The sequence below is a fragment of the Amycolatopsis sp. CFH S0740 genome, from assembly GCF_004522315.1.
GTDB lineage: Bacteria > Actinomycetota > Actinomycetes > Mycobacteriales > Pseudonocardiaceae > Amycolatopsis > Amycolatopsis nivea.
This window is the reverse complement of record NZ_SDLS01000003.1, coordinates 234,624-250,215: the sequence shown is the minus strand read 5'-3', so window position 1 is coordinate 250,215 and position 15,592 is coordinate 234,624. Positions and strand designations below refer to the sequence as shown.

The following is a 15,592-nucleotide window of genomic DNA, read 5'->3' as shown; positions in this document are numbered from 1 at the left end:
CCTGGAGCACAGGTCATGACGAGCGGAGGGTTGACGGGTGGCTGCCGAGGAAATCAGGAACCTGATCGTCGTCGGGTCGGGTCCTGCCGGTTACACCGCAGCGGTCTACGCGGCGCGCGCACAGCTCGAACCGCTGGTGTTCGAGGGCACGCAGTTCGGCGGCGCGCTGATGACGACCACCGAGGTCGAGAACTTCCCGGGCTTCCGCGACGGGATCCAGGGTCCGGACCTGATGGAGGAGATGCGCAAGCAGGCCGAACGGTTCGGCGCGGAGCTGCGCGCGGAGGACGTCGAGTCGCTCGAGCTGACCGGCGACGTGAAGTACGTCGTCGCGAACGGCAAGCGCTACGCCGCCCGCGCCGTCGTGCTGGCCATGGGCGCCGCCGCGCGGTACCTGAAGGTGCCGGGCGAGCAGGAGCTGCTCGGCCGCGGCGTGTCCGCCTGTGCGACCTGTGACGGTTTCTTCTTCCGCGACCACGACATCGCGGTGGCCGGCGGCGGCGACTCGGCGATGGAGGAGGCGACCTTCCTGACGAAGTTCGCCAAGTCCGTCACGATCGTGCACCGCCGCGACGAGTTCCGGGCGTCGAAGATCATGCTCGAGCGCGCTCGCGCGAACGACAAGATCAAGTGGCAGCTGAACTCGCAGATCACCGGCGTCGAAGGCGACGGGACCGTGTCCGGCCTGAAGGTGCGCGACACGCAGTCCGGCGAGGAGAAGACGCTCGACGTGACCGGGTTCTTCGTCGCGATCGGCCACGATCCGCGCAGCGAGCTGGTGCGCGGTCAGGTGGACGTGGACGAGGACGGCTACGTGCTCACCCAGGGCCGCACGTCGTACACGAACCTGCCCGGGGTGTTCGCCGCCGGCGACCTGGTGGACCGCACATACCGGCAGGCGATCACCGCGGCCGGTTCCGGCTGCAGCGCGGCGATCGACGCGGAACGATGGCTCGCGGAGCACGGCGAGGCCGAGGCGAACGAAGCACCGGAACTGGTCGGCGGCGGCTACGGCGCCGGCGAGCACTGACTTTCCCACCGAGTTGAAGGAGCAAGCGATGTCCGAACCCGTGAAGGTGACCGACAAGTCGTTCGTGGACGACGTCCTGACCAGCGAGAAGCCCGTTCTCGTCGACTTCTGGGCGACCTGGTGCGGGCCGTGCAAGATGGTCGCCCCGGTGCTCGAGGAGATCGCGAAGGAAAACGGCGACAAGATCACCGTCGCGAAGCTCGACATCGACGAGAACCCGAACACGGCGCGTGACTACCAGGTGATGTCGATTCCGACGCTGATCCTGTTCCAGGGCGGCAAGCCGGTGAAGCAGATCGTGGGCGCGAAGCCGAAGGCCGCGCTGCTGTCCGATCTCGCCGACGTGCTCTGAGCGGTCCACCTGCTGAGAACCCGGGCCAGCGGCTATCGACTCGCCGGTCCGGGTTCTCGCACGTTCGGGAACCACCCGCACGGGGGTGGGCACGCAGGTGCACTCGGCGTGTCCGCCGCGCGGCGACGCACCCGCCGGTGGCGCACCGACCGGGCCTGCGTCCTTACCGAGAGTTCACAGGGCACAATAGGTGCCTGGGTACACCCCCTACCCGGGTTTCTGTTTCGCATCGAGCCGGTTTCGGTGCCTGAGGAAGAGCGAGGAGTGCATGCGGGTACTCCGCCGCGGTGACGCTGGTCCCGACGTCGCCGAGATCAGGTCGATCCTTGCCGGGATGGATCTGCTCCCGCCGGTGGCGGGGACCGAGCGGTACAACACGTTCGACGTCGCGGTGGAGCAGGCCGTGCGCGCGTTCCAGCAGCGCCGCGGGCTCATCACCGACGGGGTGGTGGGCCCGGCGACGTACCAGGCGCTCAAGGGCGCGAGCTATCACCTCGGGAGCCGCCCGCTCCAGTACCTTTTGTCGTCGCCGGTGCACGGCGACGACGTTTTCACTCTTCAGGAGCGGCTCACCGAACTGGGCTTCGACGCGGGCCGCCCGGACGGCTATTTCGGCCCCCAGACCGAACGCGCCCTGCGCACGTTCCAGCGCGACATGCGGCTGACGTCGGACGGCATCTGCGGCCCGGCCACCATCCGCGAGCTGCACCGCCTGTCCTCGCCGCGTGCTCGCGGCGGACGCCCGGTTTTCCTGCGCGAGCAGGAGCAGGTGCGCCAGGCGGGCCCGCGGCTGCGCGGCAAGCGCATCGTGATCGACCCGGGCCACGGCGGCGAAGACCTCGGTGTCGTCGCAGGGGGCCTGCGCGAGGCGGACATCGCCTGGGATCTGGCGCGGCGGCTCGAGGGCCGGATGCAGGCCACCGGCATGGAGGCCCTGATCAGCCGGGGCCCGAACCACAGCCCGACCGATTTCGAACGCGCCCGTTTCGCCAACGACGCCGGCGCGGACCTGTTCTTGTCGCTGCACAGCGACGGCAACCCGTCGCCGCGCGCACAGGGCGTCGCGAGCTTCCACTTCGGCACCGGCAACGGCACGACCTCCACCGTCGGCGAGCTGCTGGCCGGCTTCATCCAGCGCGAGGTCGCGGCCCGTACCGGCCTGCTGGACTGCCGCACGCACTACAAGACGTGGGAGATCTTCACCCGCACGCGCTGCCCGGCCGTCCGCGTGGAAATCGGCTACCTGACGAACCCGGACGACGCCGCCCGCCTTGGCGACCCCGCCTTCCGCGACGTCGTGGCCGAGGGCATCCTCATCGCGGTCAAGCGCCTCTACCTCCTCGGCGAAGGCGACCAGCCCACCGGCACCTTCACCTTCGCCGACGTACTGGCCCACGAACTGGCCAAGGCCGAATAGCCCTCTCGCTATTCGCCCCCTCCAGTTCTTCCTGCCTTACCCCTAGCCCCACCCTGATTCGCCCTGCCCCGGCCTTTCCCCGCGAAGACCGCCCAGGGCCCCACTCAGCGCGCCCCGCCGCCGCACCGCCCTCTCAGCCCGTGTTTACCCGTGCTGACCCGCCCGCACCCCGAGCAACCACTACCCACAGTCACCACCAGCCGCCGCCCCCTCGGCGACCCCTCCCGAGCACCGCCACCCCCGAACCAACCGCGCCCTCACCCCCAAACAACCGGAGCCCCCACACCGCTTAACCGGCGCCACAAGAACTTGCGCCGAACTGCCACACCACCCACCACACCTGGGGGCAGCCCCCACCCTTCCCGGGGGGCGTCCCCAGATCCATTCTATCCATCCACAGCTTTTCCACGGCCTCTATCTGCAATCTGTGGATAACTCGGGGACTCTTCCACAGTTGTGCACAGGTACCGGGAGTGGGTGTTTTCCCTGCGGATTCGAGGTGGTATGGGGCTCGTCGGACTCGGTCCTGGGGCATCCGAGGTCGACCCCCGGCGGCGGCGAACAGGCCGGGGCTGACCTCGGGCGATGCTGGTCGAGCGGCCGCACAACCCGGTCGGGAATGAGGGCCGCGGTGAGCAGTAAAGCGGGCGAGCGGCGGTAGTTGTCGCAAAGGTGGGCACGGAGAGTGACCGGAAAACCGGGGAGTGATGGAGTACTGCGGGCTAGCCGGGCGGGGCGTTCATGGTGGGTGCCAGCGAGGTCATTCTGGCTGACCTGCCTGAGGCACGAAGCCGGTCAGGCGCGGCCGAGGCTCGGTTCCGCGGTCGTGATCGTCACTTGGCCCAGCAGACGTTCGAGTGCCGCTTCGACGTCTTCCTTCCAGGTGATCGCCGAGCGCAGTTCCAGGCGCAGGCGCGGGTACTTCGGGTGCGGGCGCACCGTTTTGAAGCCCACGCTCTGCAGGAACGCCGCGGGGAGCACGCACGAGTGCTGGCCCAGCGGGTCCTCGTCGTCAGGGGTGGCGTCGCCGAAGGATTCGATCGCGCGGACGCCGCGTTTGGTCAGGTCCTTCGCCACGGCCTGCACCAGCATCCGGCCGAGGCCGCCGCCGCGGAATTCCGGCAGGACCTGGAAGGCGGTGAGCAGGACGGCGTCGGCGCTCGGCGGCGACGTCGGGAAGGCGAGCGAGCGCGGCACCGCGTTCGGCGGGGCGTAGAGCACGAACCCGACCGGCAGCGTGTCGCTGTAGACGATGCGGCCGCAGGAACCCCATTCCAGCAGCACGCTGGACACCCAGGCTTCCTTCTCGACCTCGGTGGAGCCGTACTCCTCGGCCTGCGCCTTCAGATGCGGCGCGAGCTCCCAGTACACGCACTGCCGGCAGTTCTTGGGAAGGTGCTCGAGATTGTCCAGGGTGACGCCCACCACGCGACGTGACACCTGAAACCTCCCTGGACCCCGCAACTCCGGCCATCGCGCCCGCAAGAGCGCAGGCAGCACCGGAAGAACCACCCCGAGGATAGGCCGATGTGACAAGCGCCGGAAGAGCGGGGAGCCGGAAGAGGCCGCGGTTACACTCGATGGATCTACCAGCAGGTACCCACCGAGCCCTCAGGTGTCCGATGACCGAGAACCGCCCCGCCAAGCCGCAGACCGGCCGCCACAATCTCGACCCGCACCTCGACCGGTACGCAGCACGTACCGCCGGGATGACCGCATCCGAGATCCGCGCGCTTTTCGCAGTGGCAAGCCGGCCGGAGGTCGTCTCGCTCGCCGGCGGCATGCCGAACCTCGCCGCGCTGCCGCTCGACACCCTCTCGGCTCAGGTCGGCGAGATCATCGCCGAGGAGGGCCTCGTCGCCCTGCAGTACGGGTCCGCGCACGGGATTCCCGCGCTGCGTGACCAGATCTGCGAAATCATGGCTCTCGAGGGGATCAAGGCGCACCCCGACGACGTCGTGGTCACCGTCGGTTCCCAGATGGGCCTCGACATGGTGACCCGGCTTTTCTGCGACCCGGGTGACGTCGTGATCGCCGAGGGCCCGTCGTACGTCGGCGCGCTCGGCTCGTTTTCCGCTTACCAGGCGAACGTCGTGCACGTCGCGATGGACGAGCACGGTCTCGTGCCCGAAGGGTTGCGGGAAGCCTTGCGCCAGGCTGAAAAAGCCGGGCAGCGGGTCAAATTCCTTTACACGATCCCGAATTTCCACAACCCGGCCGGCGTGACGCTGTCGGTCGACCGGCGGCCGGAAATCGTCGAGATCTGCCGCGAGCACGGCGTGCTGATCATCGAGGACAACCCATACGGCCTGCTCGGTTTCGACGGCCAGACCTACCCGGCGCTGCGCTCGCTCGACCCGGACAACGTCGTGTACCTCGGCTCGTTCTCGAAGACGTTCGCCTCTGGGCTCCGCGTCGGCTGGGTGCTCGCGCCGCACGCGGTGCGCGAAAAGCTCGTGCTGGCAGCGGAATCCGCGACGCTGTGCCCGCCGACCTTCAACCAGATGATCGTCTCGCGCTACCTCGCGACGCACGATTGGAAGGGCCAGATCAAGAAGTTCCGGGAGAACTACCGCGAACGCCGCGACGCGATGTTGTCGGCGCTGCAACAGTATTTGCCTCCCGGCTGCTCCTGGACCCACCCCGACGGCGGCTTCTACGTGTGGGTCACCGTGCCGGAAGGCGTTGACACCAAAGCGATGTTGCCGCGTGCGGTCACCGCTCGGGTCGCGTACGCGTCCGGCACCGGTTTCTACGCCGACGGTTTCGGCTCCCGCCAGATGCGGTTGTCGTACTGCTATCCGACGCCGGAACGCATCCGCGAGGGCGTGCGCCGGCTCGCCGCCGTGCTCGAGTCCGAAATGGACCTCAACCGCACCTTCGGTAGCGTGAAGGCGCGCACCATCCCGGGGCCCGAGACCCCGTCTCCGGACACGGTCTGACCGGCCCAGCAACACTAAGGAGTTCCCACGGTGGTCGACCGTACCGTTGCCGTGCTCGCCGGCGGGCTTTCCCACGAACGCGACGTTTCGCTCCGCTCCGGGCGCAGGCTTTCCGCCGCGCTGCGGGCCGAGGGCCTCACGGTGGAGGAGTGGGACACCGACGCCGGGCTGCTGGAACGGCTGCGCACGCAGCGTCCGGACGCGGTTGTCGTCGCCCTGCACGGCGGTGAGGGCGAGAACGGCTCGGTGCAGACCGTGCTGGAGATGCTCGACGTGCCGTTCGTCGGCACCCACTCGCAGGGCTGCCGCCGCGCCTGGGACAAGCCGACCGCGAAGGCGTTCGTGCAGCAGGCCGGGTTCTCGACGCCGGACTGGATTGTGTTGCCGCACAGCACTTTCCGCGAACTGGGCGCGCAGTCGGTGCTCGACGCGATGGTCGAGCGGCTCGGTCTGCCGCTGATCCTCAAGCCGGATCAGGGCGGGTCGGCGCTCGGCACGCAGGTGGTCCGGGAAGCGGCGGAGCTGCCCGCGGCGATGGTCGGCTGCTTCGCTTACGGCGACACCGTGCTCGCGGAACGGTTCGTAGACGGCGTTGAAGTGGCCGTCACGGTCATCGAAGGGGAGAACGGGGCCGAGGCCCTGCCCGCGGTAGAGATCGTGCCGGAGAGCGGCGTCTACGACTACACCGCGCGCTACACCGCGGGGCTCACCGACTTCTTCACCCCGGCCCGGATTTCCGACGAGGCCGCGAAGGCGGTCAGTGAACTCGCCGTCGGCGCGCACCGGTGGCTCGGGCTGCGCGACATCTCGCGCACCGACGCGGTGATCACGCCGGACGGGGGAGTCCACTTCCTCGAAGTGAACCTCTCGCCGGGTCTCACCGAAACGTCGACGGTGCCGATGGCGGTCGAAGCCGCCGGCACCACGCTCGGTTCAGTTTTCGCGGACCTCGTCGCGCGCGCCGTCGCTCGCGCGAACTGAAAACTGGCGGACGGGGGCGGGCGGCGGACTGCCGCCCCTCCCCGCGCCGATCGATTCCGGCGGCCACTCCGCGTGACCGTGGCCGCCTCGATCCGCAATCATCACCGTGACGAAACGCCCCTGGGTGATCCCTAATCGGTTTCGTCGCTCTGATTCGCCGATTTTTCCCCGGAATTCGCGTCGATGATCCCGACGATCCGCTCAAGATCGTCAACCGACCCGAACTCGAGAACGATGCGCCCCTTGCGCCGGCCGAGGTCGACCTTCACCCGGGTGTCGAACCGATCGGACAGCCGGTTCGCGAGTTCCTGCAATCCGGGCGCCTGGATCTGCTTTCGGGGAGCGGCCTTCGGCTTCGCCGGCTTCTCGCTCTTCTTCAGCGTGACGGCTTCCTCGGTGGCCCGCACCGACATGCCCTCCGCGACGATCCGCGCCGCCAGTTCCTCCTGGCTTTCCGGATCCTCCAACGACAGCAGCGCCCGCGCGTGCCCGGCGGACAGCACGCCCGCGGCCACCCGCCGCTGCACGGGGAGGGGGAGCTTGAGCAACCGGATGGTGTTCGTGATGACCGGACGGCTGCGGCCGATGCGACCGGCCAGCTCCTCGTGCGTCACCGCGAACTCGTCGAGCAGCTGCTGATAGGCCGCCGCCTCTTCGAGCGGGTTCAGCTGCACGCGGTGGATGTTCTCCAGCAGCGCGTCCCGCAGCATCGACTCGTCGGCGGTCTGCCGCACGATCGCCGGGATCGCCTCGAGCTCCGCCTGCTGCGAGGCGCGCAGCCGGCGCTCGCCCATGACGAGTTCGTACTCGTCGTCGCCGAGTTCGCGGACGACGATCGGCTGCATGAGCCCGAACTCGCGGATCGAATGCTCGAGTTCGGCGAGTGCTTCCTCGTCGAAAACCTGACGCGGCTGCTTCGGGTTCGGCTTGACCGAGCTGACCGGGATCTCGCGGTACACCGCGCCGGCGACCTCGCCGCTGGGCTGGCCCGCGGCGCCGTTCGCCGCGAACCAGCCCTTGTCCTCGCGTACCGCTTTCTCCGCGGGCGTGCTGGCCACGGTCGCGGCCGGAGGAGGCGTCGCCGGTCCGGTCGGGATCAGGGCCGCCAGTCCGCGGCCGAGCCCTCCTCTGCGCTCAGTCATGCGGTGCTGCTCCTCTCGTTCACACCCCGCTCGGCGATCTCCTTCGCCGCGTCGAGATAGCTCATGGCGCCACGTGAACCGGGGTCGTAGGAGAGGACGGTCTGGCCGTAGCCAGGCGCCTCGGACACCTTCACGCTGCGCGGGATGACGGTCTTCAGCACCGTTTCGCCGAAGTGGTTCCGGACCTCGTTGGTCACCTGGTCGGCCAGTTTGGTGCGACCGTCGTACATGGTGAGCAGAATCGTCGACACGCTGAGTTCGCGGTTGAGGTGCTGCTGCACGAGTTCGATGTTGCTGAGGAGCTGCCCGAGACCTTCGAGTGCGTAGTACTCGCACTGGATCGGGATGAGCACTTCCTGCGCCGCCACCATCGCGTTGACGGTGAGGAGACCGAGCGACGGCGGGCAGTCGATGAAGACGTAGTCGACGCCGATCTCGTCGAGCGCGCCGGACGACAGCGCCTCCTTGAGCCGCGTCTCGCGGTTCGCCATGGAGACGAGTTCGATCTCGGCACCGGCGAGGTCGATCGTCGCGGGCACGCAGTAGAGGTTGGGGGACTGCTCGCTCTGCTGCGCGGCCTCGGCGATTGAGACCTCGCCGATGAGCACCTCGTAGATCGACGGCGTCCCGGAGCGATGGTCGATGTCGAGCGCGGTGCTGGCGTTGCCCTGCGGGTCGAGGTCGATCACCAACGTTTTCAGCCCGTGCACGGCGAGCGCCGCGGCCAGGTTGACGGTGCTCGTCGTCTTGCCGACCCCGCCCTTCTGGTTGGCGACGGTGAGCACGCGGCGACGAGAGGGTCGGGGGAGTACCCCTTCCTTGGGGTGGAGCACGCTCGCGGCGCGAACGGCTTCTTCAGCGATCGGCGTCCAGCCCATCTCCTGGCTGGCCTCCGCGGAGTCGGACGGCGGGGGATTCACCGGTCTCGACACCTCCTCCTGGTAGACGATTCGGGGGCGTTCACACCGCGATGTTTCACGTGGAACGGCGCGGCTGTTGTCGTTCGCTAGCTCCGCCTGCCGCGTGGCCGGTTCGGCTTCGGCGGCAGGCGACGGATCAGGACCACCGTGCTGGGGACTTCGAGTACTGCCTTCCCGCATTCCGCGACCTGTGGTTCGGCCCCACCGGCCTTGCGCACCGCGTCGCGGTCGCGGGAGATCTCTTCGGCGGCGCTGGCGCCTTTGAGGGCAACCAGTCGACCTTCGGGACGAACCAGGGGAAGGCACCAGCCCGCGAGCCGAGCAAGAGGGGCGACCGCGCGGGCGGTGACGACGTCTGCGCCACTCAGCTGCTCGCGTACGGACCGCTCCTCGGCGCGTCCACGGACGATGGTGATCGGGAGTTCCAGCTTCTCGGCGACCTCGGCCAACCAGTCAACCCGGCGAGCCATGGGTTCCAAGAGCACGATATCGAGGTCCGGTCGAGCGATCGCCAGCGGTACTCCCGGAAGCCCCGCGCCCGACCCGACGTCGACCACGCGCGCCTCGGACGGGATCTGCTCACCGATCACCGCGGAGTTCAGCACGTGCCGCTCCCACAGCCGGTCGACCTCACGCGGTCCGATCAACCCTCGCTCGACCCCATGAGTCGCCAGCAGCTCCACGTACCCGGCGGCTTGCTCGACGCACTCCCCGAACACCTCCACCGCCGCGGTCCGGACCGTCCCGGTGGCGCCGTCCAAGCTCACTACTCGCACTCCTCGCTCCGCGCGTTTCACGTGAAACGCGCTCGATTGATTGTCCCTGATGCCGACGCCAAATCGAGCCGACAGACCGCAACTGTGGACAAGTCCACTCGAGTCGCCGAGCGATCCACAGGTCGTTTCACGTGAAACGCGATCGGCCGGGGGAGGAGGCGGCGAGTTTCACGTGAAACGCCACGCTTGTAATTCGCGGCGGCGTCGAGTCGGAGCGATGACGATCCTCGGGCGACTGCAGGCTCGGGCGTCACTCGTCGCGTGCCGGGGCGCCGGGCGGCGGCTGATGAACATGACGGCAGTCGTCCTTGCCTAACCGCTGCCTAGAACATGACAGGGGACAGGAGCGTCGCCAACGGACGACGCGCGACGCGGCATCGCCCAGAGGCCAGGGTCTGCTCGGCGGGTTCGGCAGGCACGGTGCCGGTCGTACTCGCGGTGCCGAGGGACCGCGTCAGAAGGAAGGCATAAAAGAAGCGGCCCACCGGAGTGAATCCGGTGGGCCGCTTCCGCTCAGTGCTTCCGAGGGCTCAGTCCTCGGGGAAGATCACCACGCGCCGCTTCGGGTCTTCGCCCTCGCTCTCGCTCGTGACGCCCTTGACCGTCGCGACCGCGTCGTGGACGACCTTGCGTTCGAACGGGCTCATCGGCTGCAGGCGAACCCGCTCGCCGCTCGACAGCACCGACTCCGCGGTGGACCGGCCGAGTTCGCGGAGCTCCTCGCGGCGGTCCGCGCGCCAGCCGGCGATGTCCAGCATCAGCCGGCTGCGCGAGCCGGTCTCCTGCTGGACCGCGAGACGGGTCAGCTCCTGCAGCGCTTCGAGCACCGTGCCGCGGGGGCCGACCAGCTTTTCGAGGTCGTCGCCGCCGTCGATGCTGACGATCGCGCGGCCCGCTTCGACGTCCAGGTCGATGTCGCCGTCGTAGTCGAGCAGGTCCAGCAGACGCTCGAGGTAGTCGCCGGCGATGTCGCCCTCTTGCACGAGAGCGTCGTCACCGCCCGCCTTCGGCTCGGCCGCCGCACTCGTCTCTTCCTGATCGGCGTCGATCGTGTCGACCGTCTCCGACATCTTCAGTCTCCTCTCCGAACCCGAAGCGTCAGCGACGCTTCCGGCCCGACTTCCTGTTCGAGTCCTTGAGGAGCCCGGGCACTCCGGTGCCGTTCTCCTTCGATCCGTTCTGGGTCGACGTCTGCTCCGGCGCGCTCTCCGCCGCCTCGGCTGTCTCGGCTGCCTTCTTCGGCGAGGAAGCGACACCGCCGGACTTGCCGCTGGAGGACGAGGTCTGTGCGAAGCCGTGCGCCGAACCCGCCTTGGTCACCTTGCCCTGCTGACCCTGCTGCTGGTTCTTCTTCTGCTGCACCGGCTTCTGCCCGACCTTCGGCGCGGTCGGCTTCTGGCCCGGCTTCGGGCCGAGCGACGCGCGCTTCTCGGCCGCCTCGGCCTTGCGGGCTTCCTCTTCCTTGTCGATCTTCGTGTAGACGAGGCGCTGCTGCATGAGCGTCCAGCCGTTGTTCGCCAGCCAGTAGAAGAGCAGGCCGAGCGGGAAGAACGCACCGAAGACGAGCACACCGAGCGGGAAGACGTACATGGTGAGCTTGTTCATGATCGCGGTCTGCGCGGTGCCCGCGGCCGACGCGTTCTGCCGGGAGACCGAGTGGCGCGCGGTGAGGTGCGTGGCGATCGAGGCGATGATCATCAGCGGCAGCGCGACCGGGAGGACCTCCCAGTGCCACCCGCCGTTCGCGACGTGCCCGGCGACGGCGCCGACACCGTTGTTGACCGCCTCGCCCAGGTTGACGCCGAAGAGCTTCGCGCTGACGTAGGAGTTCACGTCATGGGCGTTGAAGAAGTAGTTCTCGGTCTTCGGGCTGCCGTCGGCGGGCTTCATGGTGAACGCGCGCAGCACGTGGTTCAGGCCGATGAAGACCGGGATCTGAAGGATCATCGGAAGGCAGCTGCCGAGCGGGTTGACGCCGTGCTCGCGCTGGAGCTTCTGCATCTCCTGCGCCTGGCGCTGCCGGTCGTTCGCGTACTTCTTCTGGATCTTCTTCATTTCCGGCGCGAAGTCTTGCATCTTCTTCATCGACCGGACCTGGTTCACGAACGGCTTGAACATGATGCCGCGGACGGTGAACGTCAGGAAGATGATGCCGAGGATCCACGAGATCGCGGTCGCTTCCCCGAAGACGAACCCGAAGACCTTGTGCCAACACCACAAGATGAAGGACACGGGGTAGTAGATGAAATCGAGCACTGAGCTACTCCTCGATCGGTGTTTCAGGCGTGCGGTGCCGCCACGAGAACTTCTCGGGCACCGGGTCGCGGCCGGGCGGGGTCCACGGGCCGCAGCGAAGCAGCCGGCGCAGCGCGAGGTAGGAGCCCTTGGCCGCGCCGTGGCGGGTCAGTGCTTCGACTGCGTACGCGCTGCAGCTCGGGTAGAACCGGCAGGCCGGAGGAAGAAAGGGCGAAATCGCCTTGCGGTAGAACCGCACGGGGAGGAGCAGCACCCACGCGACCGGTCCAGGCCGGGGCGGCGACTCGTCCTCGGGTACTTCGGTGGTGCTGTGTTCGGAGGTGGCGTCCATAGCCGTTTACACCGCTGATCCGTGGTCGGGTGCCGTGCCCTGCTGGCGCGGCTGCCGGGGAGCATCGGCCCCGGCCGGGCGGCCGGACGGCGCGAGGCCGAGCCGGCGCAGTGCGGCGTCGAGATCCGCGGCGAGCTCAGCGCTCGACGCGGACGCGGCCGGAGGCAATGCCCGTACCACCAACGAGCTGCCCGCGGGCAGTGTTCCGAGACGCGCGGAAACCAGGTGCCGCAACCGCCGGGTCACCCGGTGGCGCACCACCGAGTTCCCGACGGCCTTGCTCACCACAAAACCCGCCCTGGCCGCGAACGAAGCGGCCACGGACGGGTCCGTGGTCAACGCGTGGACGACGAGGCGGCGCCTGCCGGCTCGGGACCCCCGGCGGAGGACGACCCGGAAGTCCTCGCTCCGCCGCAGACGTGCGCCAGCGGGCAGCACGACGCGGTCCGGCTGAGCCGGATCAGGCGGACAGCTCGGCGCGGCCCTTGCGACGGCGCGCCGCGAGGATCGCGCGGCCCGCACGGGTCCGCATGCGCAGGCGGAAACCGTGGGTCTTCGCGCGACGACGGTTGTTCGGCTGGAAGGTGCGCTTGCCCTTGCTCACTGCTTCTCCTGTGTCTCGGCCGTCGGGCGACGGCGGATTCCCCGGCGCCCGGCGTGTCGTGCGGGTCGCACGGAAGTTCGTGCTGTCTCCTACCACCGGGTGGCCTCGTCACGACGAGCGACGACATACGTAGGCACGCGAAACGCACCCGTCGCATACGGGAGACCTTACGAGGGTACGCACCCCGGTCGTGAACGCTGCAGGCGCCCCTCCGGCGCCCTCGGCGACCGACCGGCGAGACTGCCTTCCGGCACGGCGCGGCACCGAATGGCAACACGCCGTACACCGTGAAATGCTTGCGCAGCACCACGTCTTGTGGCATCGAGCAGGGCTTGTTAGCGTGCCTCTCTCGGCCTCCGGGCAGGACTGATTCGGCCTCGCCGACGCCGGGGGGTGTGGAGGCGCCCGGGGAGTACGCCGAGCCCGCAGGTCGCGTGGCTGCGGACGGCCGTACATTAGTGCACAGCTGTGGACAACTTTGTGGATATCGCTGTGCCGTCGCGCGGGTGAGTCCGGACCGCGTGCTCGAGGCGAGCTTCCAGGACGTGCTCGGGGCGGGTCCGAGGCGTGCGCGCCGACGAGGGGAGGGGAGTCAGACCGGTGTCGGAGCACCAGCACAATCTGGGCGTCATCTGGGAGCAGGTGGTGCGGGAGCTGTCCGACGGCACCCTCTCCCCGCAGCAACGAGCCTGGATGCGGGTGACCCGCCCGATCGGTCTCCTCGACGGCACCGCGCTGCTCGCCGCGCCGAGCGATTTCGCGAAGGAAGCCATCGAACGCGCGCTGCGCACCTCGATCACCGAAGCACTGTCGCGGCGGCTCGGCCGTCCGGTGTCGCTCGCGGTGAAGGTCGACAGCACCGAACCGGTCGCGCCCGCCCCCCGCTATGCGGCGTCACCCGCCCGGGTGGAAAACGATGTCCCGCGGCCGGAGCCGGTGCCGCAGGCGAGCCCGCACCTGGAGAACGGCCAGGCCGACCACGTGCGCCCGGAGCGCCCGAAGCCGAAACCGCCGCCGCGCCGGCCTCAGGTCGAAGCGGCCGGTCTTCCGCCGGCCCGGGTCGACCCGCCGCCGCCACCGCCTCCTCAGCAGCCGATGCACCCGGTCCACCCCGGCCTGGACGACATCGAGGACCCGGACGAAGAAGTCGACGAAGAGGGCGAAGCGCTGGCGACCGCCAACGAGATCTGGCCCCGGTTCGCCGGGCAGCCGATCGCGGGCCAGCCCTACACCGCTCCCGCACAGCCGCAGACGTCGAAGACGAAGCTGAACGAGAAGTACAACTTCGACACCTTCGTCATCGGCGCGTCCAACCGCTTCGCGCACGCCGCCGCGGTCGCCGTCGCCGAAGCGCCCGCCCGCGCGTACAACCCGCTGTTCATCTGGGGCGAGTCCGGGCTCGGCAAGACGCACCTGCTGCACGCGGTCGGGCACTACGCCCAGCGGCTCTTCCCCGGCATGCGCGTGCGCTACGTCTCGACCGAAGAGTTCACGAACGACTTCATCAACTCGCTGCGCGACGACCGCAAGGTGGCTTTTCAGCGCCGCTACCGCGACGTCGACATCCTGCTGGTGGACGACATCCAGTTCCTGGAGGGCAAGGAAGGCACCCAGGAGGAGTTCTTCCACACCTTCAACACGCTGCACAACCAGAACAAGCAGATCGTGGTCAGCTCCGACCGGCCGCCCAAGCGGCTGGAAACGCTGGAGGACCGGCTGCGGACGCGGTTCGAGTGGGGCCTGATCACCGACATCCAGCCGCCTGAGCTGGAGACCCGGATCGCGATCCTGCGTAAGAAGGCGGCTCAGGACCGGCTCGCGGTGCCCGGCGAGGTGCTGGAGTTCATCGCGTCGCGGGTCGAGGCGAACATCCGCGAGCTGGAGGGCGCGCTGATCCGCGTCACCGCGTTCGCGTCGCTGAATCAGCAGCCGGTGGAAGTCGGGCTCGCCGAGATCGTGCTGCGCGATCTGATCCCGGATTCGCACACGCCGGAGATCACCGCGCCGACCATCATGGGCGTCACCGCCGAGTTCTTCGACGTGACGCTCGACGAGCTGTGCGGCCCGGGCAAGACCAAGGCGCTCGCCACGGCCCGCCAGATCGCGATGTACCTCTGCCGCGAGCTGACCGAGATGTCGCTGCCGAAGATCGGCCAGACGTTCGGCGGCCGCGACCACACGACCGTCATGCACGCGGACAAGAAGATCCGCAAGGAGATGGCCGAGCGCCGGCGGATTTACGACCAGGTGCAGGAGCTGACCTCGCGCATCAAACAGCGCGCTCGGCAGTAGCCGACTGCCGCGTTTGGACACTCGCTTGTAGACGGTCTGGTTTCGACGCCAAGGGCACCACGGATCCCCGTGGTGCCCTTTTTGCTGCCATGACTGGCTTCTCGCGCGTACGCAGCCGAAGCGCGCGTACGGATCAGCAGCGGAGCGAAGCACGCGTACGCATCCACAGACGTCCACAGCCTGTGTACAGAGAATTTCCCAAACTCATTGATACACAAGGGGTTTTCCCCAGGGTGTGTGCAGTTTGCCCACAGTGCCAACGAATCCCAGACCTGCGGCGACCCGGATTTGATCCACATCCCGTTCACACCGGATCCACAGGTTGTCCCCAGGGTTGTCCACGCGGATTCCCCAGGTTGCCCACAGGTCATCCACAACTGTGGGTCGTCACTCACCAGGGCGATCCCGGCCGCTTCGGCTGCCCCCAGAGCCTGGGTACAACTCGGTCCCAACCTGGGGACAACTGTGGGGATAACTGGGGACAACTGTGGATGAATCCGGGACGGCTCGAAACCATCCACGGATCGCCCGAACCATCCACCGATCCGC

Annotated in this window: 15 protein-coding genes; 6 read left to right on the top strand and 9 right to left on the bottom strand. The window is 68.5% G+C overall.

The features are described 5' to 3' along the window. Nucleotides 1-37: 37 nt before the first annotated feature. From trxB to EIZ45_RS07420, 3 genes are all read left to right on the top strand, one after another. Complete coding sequence (gene trxB / locus EIZ45_RS07430) at nucleotides 38-1,030, top strand: thioredoxin-disulfide reductase (RefSeq protein ID WP_037809124.1); 993 nt, start codon at nucleotides 38-40, stop codon at nucleotides 1,028-1,030. 28 nt (nucleotides 1,031-1,058) lie between these two features. Then, nucleotides 1,059-1,382 (top strand): thioredoxin, encoded by a 324-nt coding sequence (gene trxA, locus EIZ45_RS07425; protein WP_009085330.1) that lies wholly within the window; start codon nucleotides 1,059-1,061, stop codon nucleotides 1,380-1,382. 268 nt (nucleotides 1,383-1,650) lie between these two features. After that, entirely contained in the window at nucleotides 1,651-2,799 is a 1,149-nt protein-coding gene (locus EIZ45_RS07420) for an N-acetylmuramoyl-L-alanine amidase (RefSeq protein WP_037809125.1), read from the top strand. A 795-nt stretch (nucleotides 2,800-3,594) separates the two neighbouring features. On the opposite strand, the gene EIZ45_RS07415 is transcribed toward EIZ45_RS07420, so the two are convergent. Further along, nucleotides 3,595-4,239, bottom strand: coding sequence for a GNAT family N-acetyltransferase (locus EIZ45_RS07415; protein WP_106961273.1), 645 nt, complete (start codon nucleotides 4,237-4,239; stop codon nucleotides 3,595-3,597). A 182-nt stretch (nucleotides 4,240-4,421) separates the two neighbouring features. Between EIZ45_RS07415 and EIZ45_RS07410 the strand changes: the two genes are divergently transcribed. Together EIZ45_RS07410 and EIZ45_RS07405 are read left to right on the top strand one after the other, a co-directional pair. Then, entirely contained in the window at nucleotides 4,422-5,741 is a 1,320-nt protein-coding gene (locus EIZ45_RS07410; protein WP_037809126.1) for a PLP-dependent aminotransferase family protein, read from the top strand. 30 nt (nucleotides 5,742-5,771) lie between these two features. Further along, a complete protein-coding gene (locus tag EIZ45_RS07405; protein WP_009085339.1) occupies nucleotides 5,772-6,722 on the top strand; it encodes a D-alanine--D-alanine ligase in 951 nt (316 codons plus the stop codon). Nucleotides 6,723-6,853: 131 nt separating this feature from the next. On the opposite strand, the gene EIZ45_RS07400 is transcribed toward EIZ45_RS07405, so the two are convergent. From EIZ45_RS07400 to rpmH, 8 genes are all read right to left on the bottom strand, one after another. Further along, nucleotides 6,854-7,864 (bottom strand): ParB/RepB/Spo0J family partition protein, encoded by a 1,011-nt coding sequence (locus EIZ45_RS07400; protein ID WP_134664683.1) that lies wholly within the window; start codon nucleotides 7,862-7,864, stop codon nucleotides 6,854-6,856. Beyond that, nucleotides 7,861-8,784 (bottom strand): ParA family protein, encoded by a 924-nt coding sequence (locus EIZ45_RS07395; RefSeq protein WP_037809129.1) that lies wholly within the window; start codon nucleotides 8,782-8,784, stop codon nucleotides 7,861-7,863. The genes EIZ45_RS07400 and EIZ45_RS07395 overlap by 4 nt, the downstream gene beginning before the upstream one ends. Nucleotides 8,785-8,870: 86 nt before the next feature. Continuing rightward, nucleotides 8,871-9,551 (bottom strand): 16S rRNA (guanine(527)-N(7))-methyltransferase RsmG, encoded by a 681-nt coding sequence (gene rsmG / locus EIZ45_RS07390; protein ID WP_134664681.1) that lies wholly within the window; start codon nucleotides 9,549-9,551, stop codon nucleotides 8,871-8,873. Between the two features lie 539 nt (nucleotides 9,552-10,090). Beyond that, a complete protein-coding gene (locus tag EIZ45_RS07385; protein WP_037809133.1) occupies nucleotides 10,091-10,630 on the bottom strand; it encodes a R3H domain-containing nucleic acid-binding protein in 540 nt (179 codons plus the stop codon). Nucleotides 10,631-10,658: 28 nt separating this feature from the next. Then, a complete protein-coding gene (yidC, locus tag EIZ45_RS07380) occupies nucleotides 10,659-11,816 on the bottom strand; it encodes a membrane protein insertase YidC (RefSeq protein WP_037809135.1) in 1,158 nt (385 codons plus the stop codon). 4 nt (nucleotides 11,817-11,820) lie between these two features. Beyond that, nucleotides 11,821-12,147, bottom strand: a complete 327-nt coding sequence (yidD, locus tag EIZ45_RS07375) for a membrane protein insertion efficiency factor YidD (RefSeq protein WP_037809137.1) — start codon at nucleotides 12,145-12,147, stop codon at nucleotides 11,821-11,823. A 6-nt stretch (nucleotides 12,148-12,153) separates the two neighbouring features. Next, complete coding sequence (gene rnpA, locus EIZ45_RS07370) at nucleotides 12,154-12,585, bottom strand: ribonuclease P protein component (RefSeq protein WP_037809139.1); 432 nt, start codon at nucleotides 12,583-12,585, stop codon at nucleotides 12,154-12,156. Between the two features lie 22 nt (nucleotides 12,586-12,607). Continuing rightward, the gene (gene rpmH / locus EIZ45_RS07365; protein WP_037363527.1) at nucleotides 12,608-12,751 is read right to left on the bottom strand and encodes a 50S ribosomal protein L34; all 144 of its coding nucleotides are present in this window, start codon (nucleotides 12,749-12,751) and stop codon (nucleotides 12,608-12,610) included. A gap of 600 nt (nucleotides 12,752-13,351) precedes the next feature. On the opposite strand from rpmH, the gene dnaA reads away from it, so the two are divergent. After that, a complete protein-coding gene (gene dnaA, locus EIZ45_RS07360; protein WP_134664679.1) occupies nucleotides 13,352-15,043 on the top strand; it encodes a chromosomal replication initiator protein DnaA in 1,692 nt (563 codons plus the stop codon). Nucleotides 15,044-15,592: the final 549 nt, after the last annotated feature.

Excerpts from the sequence above, each read along its gene's own strand:
- trxA (WP_009085330.1), top strand. The coding sequence starts at position 1,059 with ATGTCCGAACCCGTGAAGGTGACCGACAAGTCGTTCGTGGACGACGTC.
- EIZ45_RS07420 (WP_037809125.1), top strand. The coding sequence starts at position 1,651 with ATGCGGGTACTCCGCCGCGGTGACGCTGGTCCCGACGTCGCCGAGATC.
- EIZ45_RS07410 (WP_037809126.1), top strand. The coding sequence starts at position 4,422 with ATGACCGAGAACCGCCCCGCCAAGCCGCAGACCGGCCGCCACAATCTC.
- EIZ45_RS07400 (WP_134664683.1), bottom strand. The coding sequence starts at position 7,864 with ATGACTGAGCGCAGAGGAGGGCTCGGCCGCGGACTGGCGGCCCTGATC.
- EIZ45_RS07385 (WP_037809133.1), bottom strand. The coding sequence starts at position 10,630 with ATGTCGGAGACGGTCGACACGATCGACGCCGATCAGGAAGAGACGAGT.
- yidD (WP_037809137.1), bottom strand. The coding sequence starts at position 12,147 with ATGGACGCCACCTCCGAACACAGCACCACCGAAGTACCCGAGGACGAG.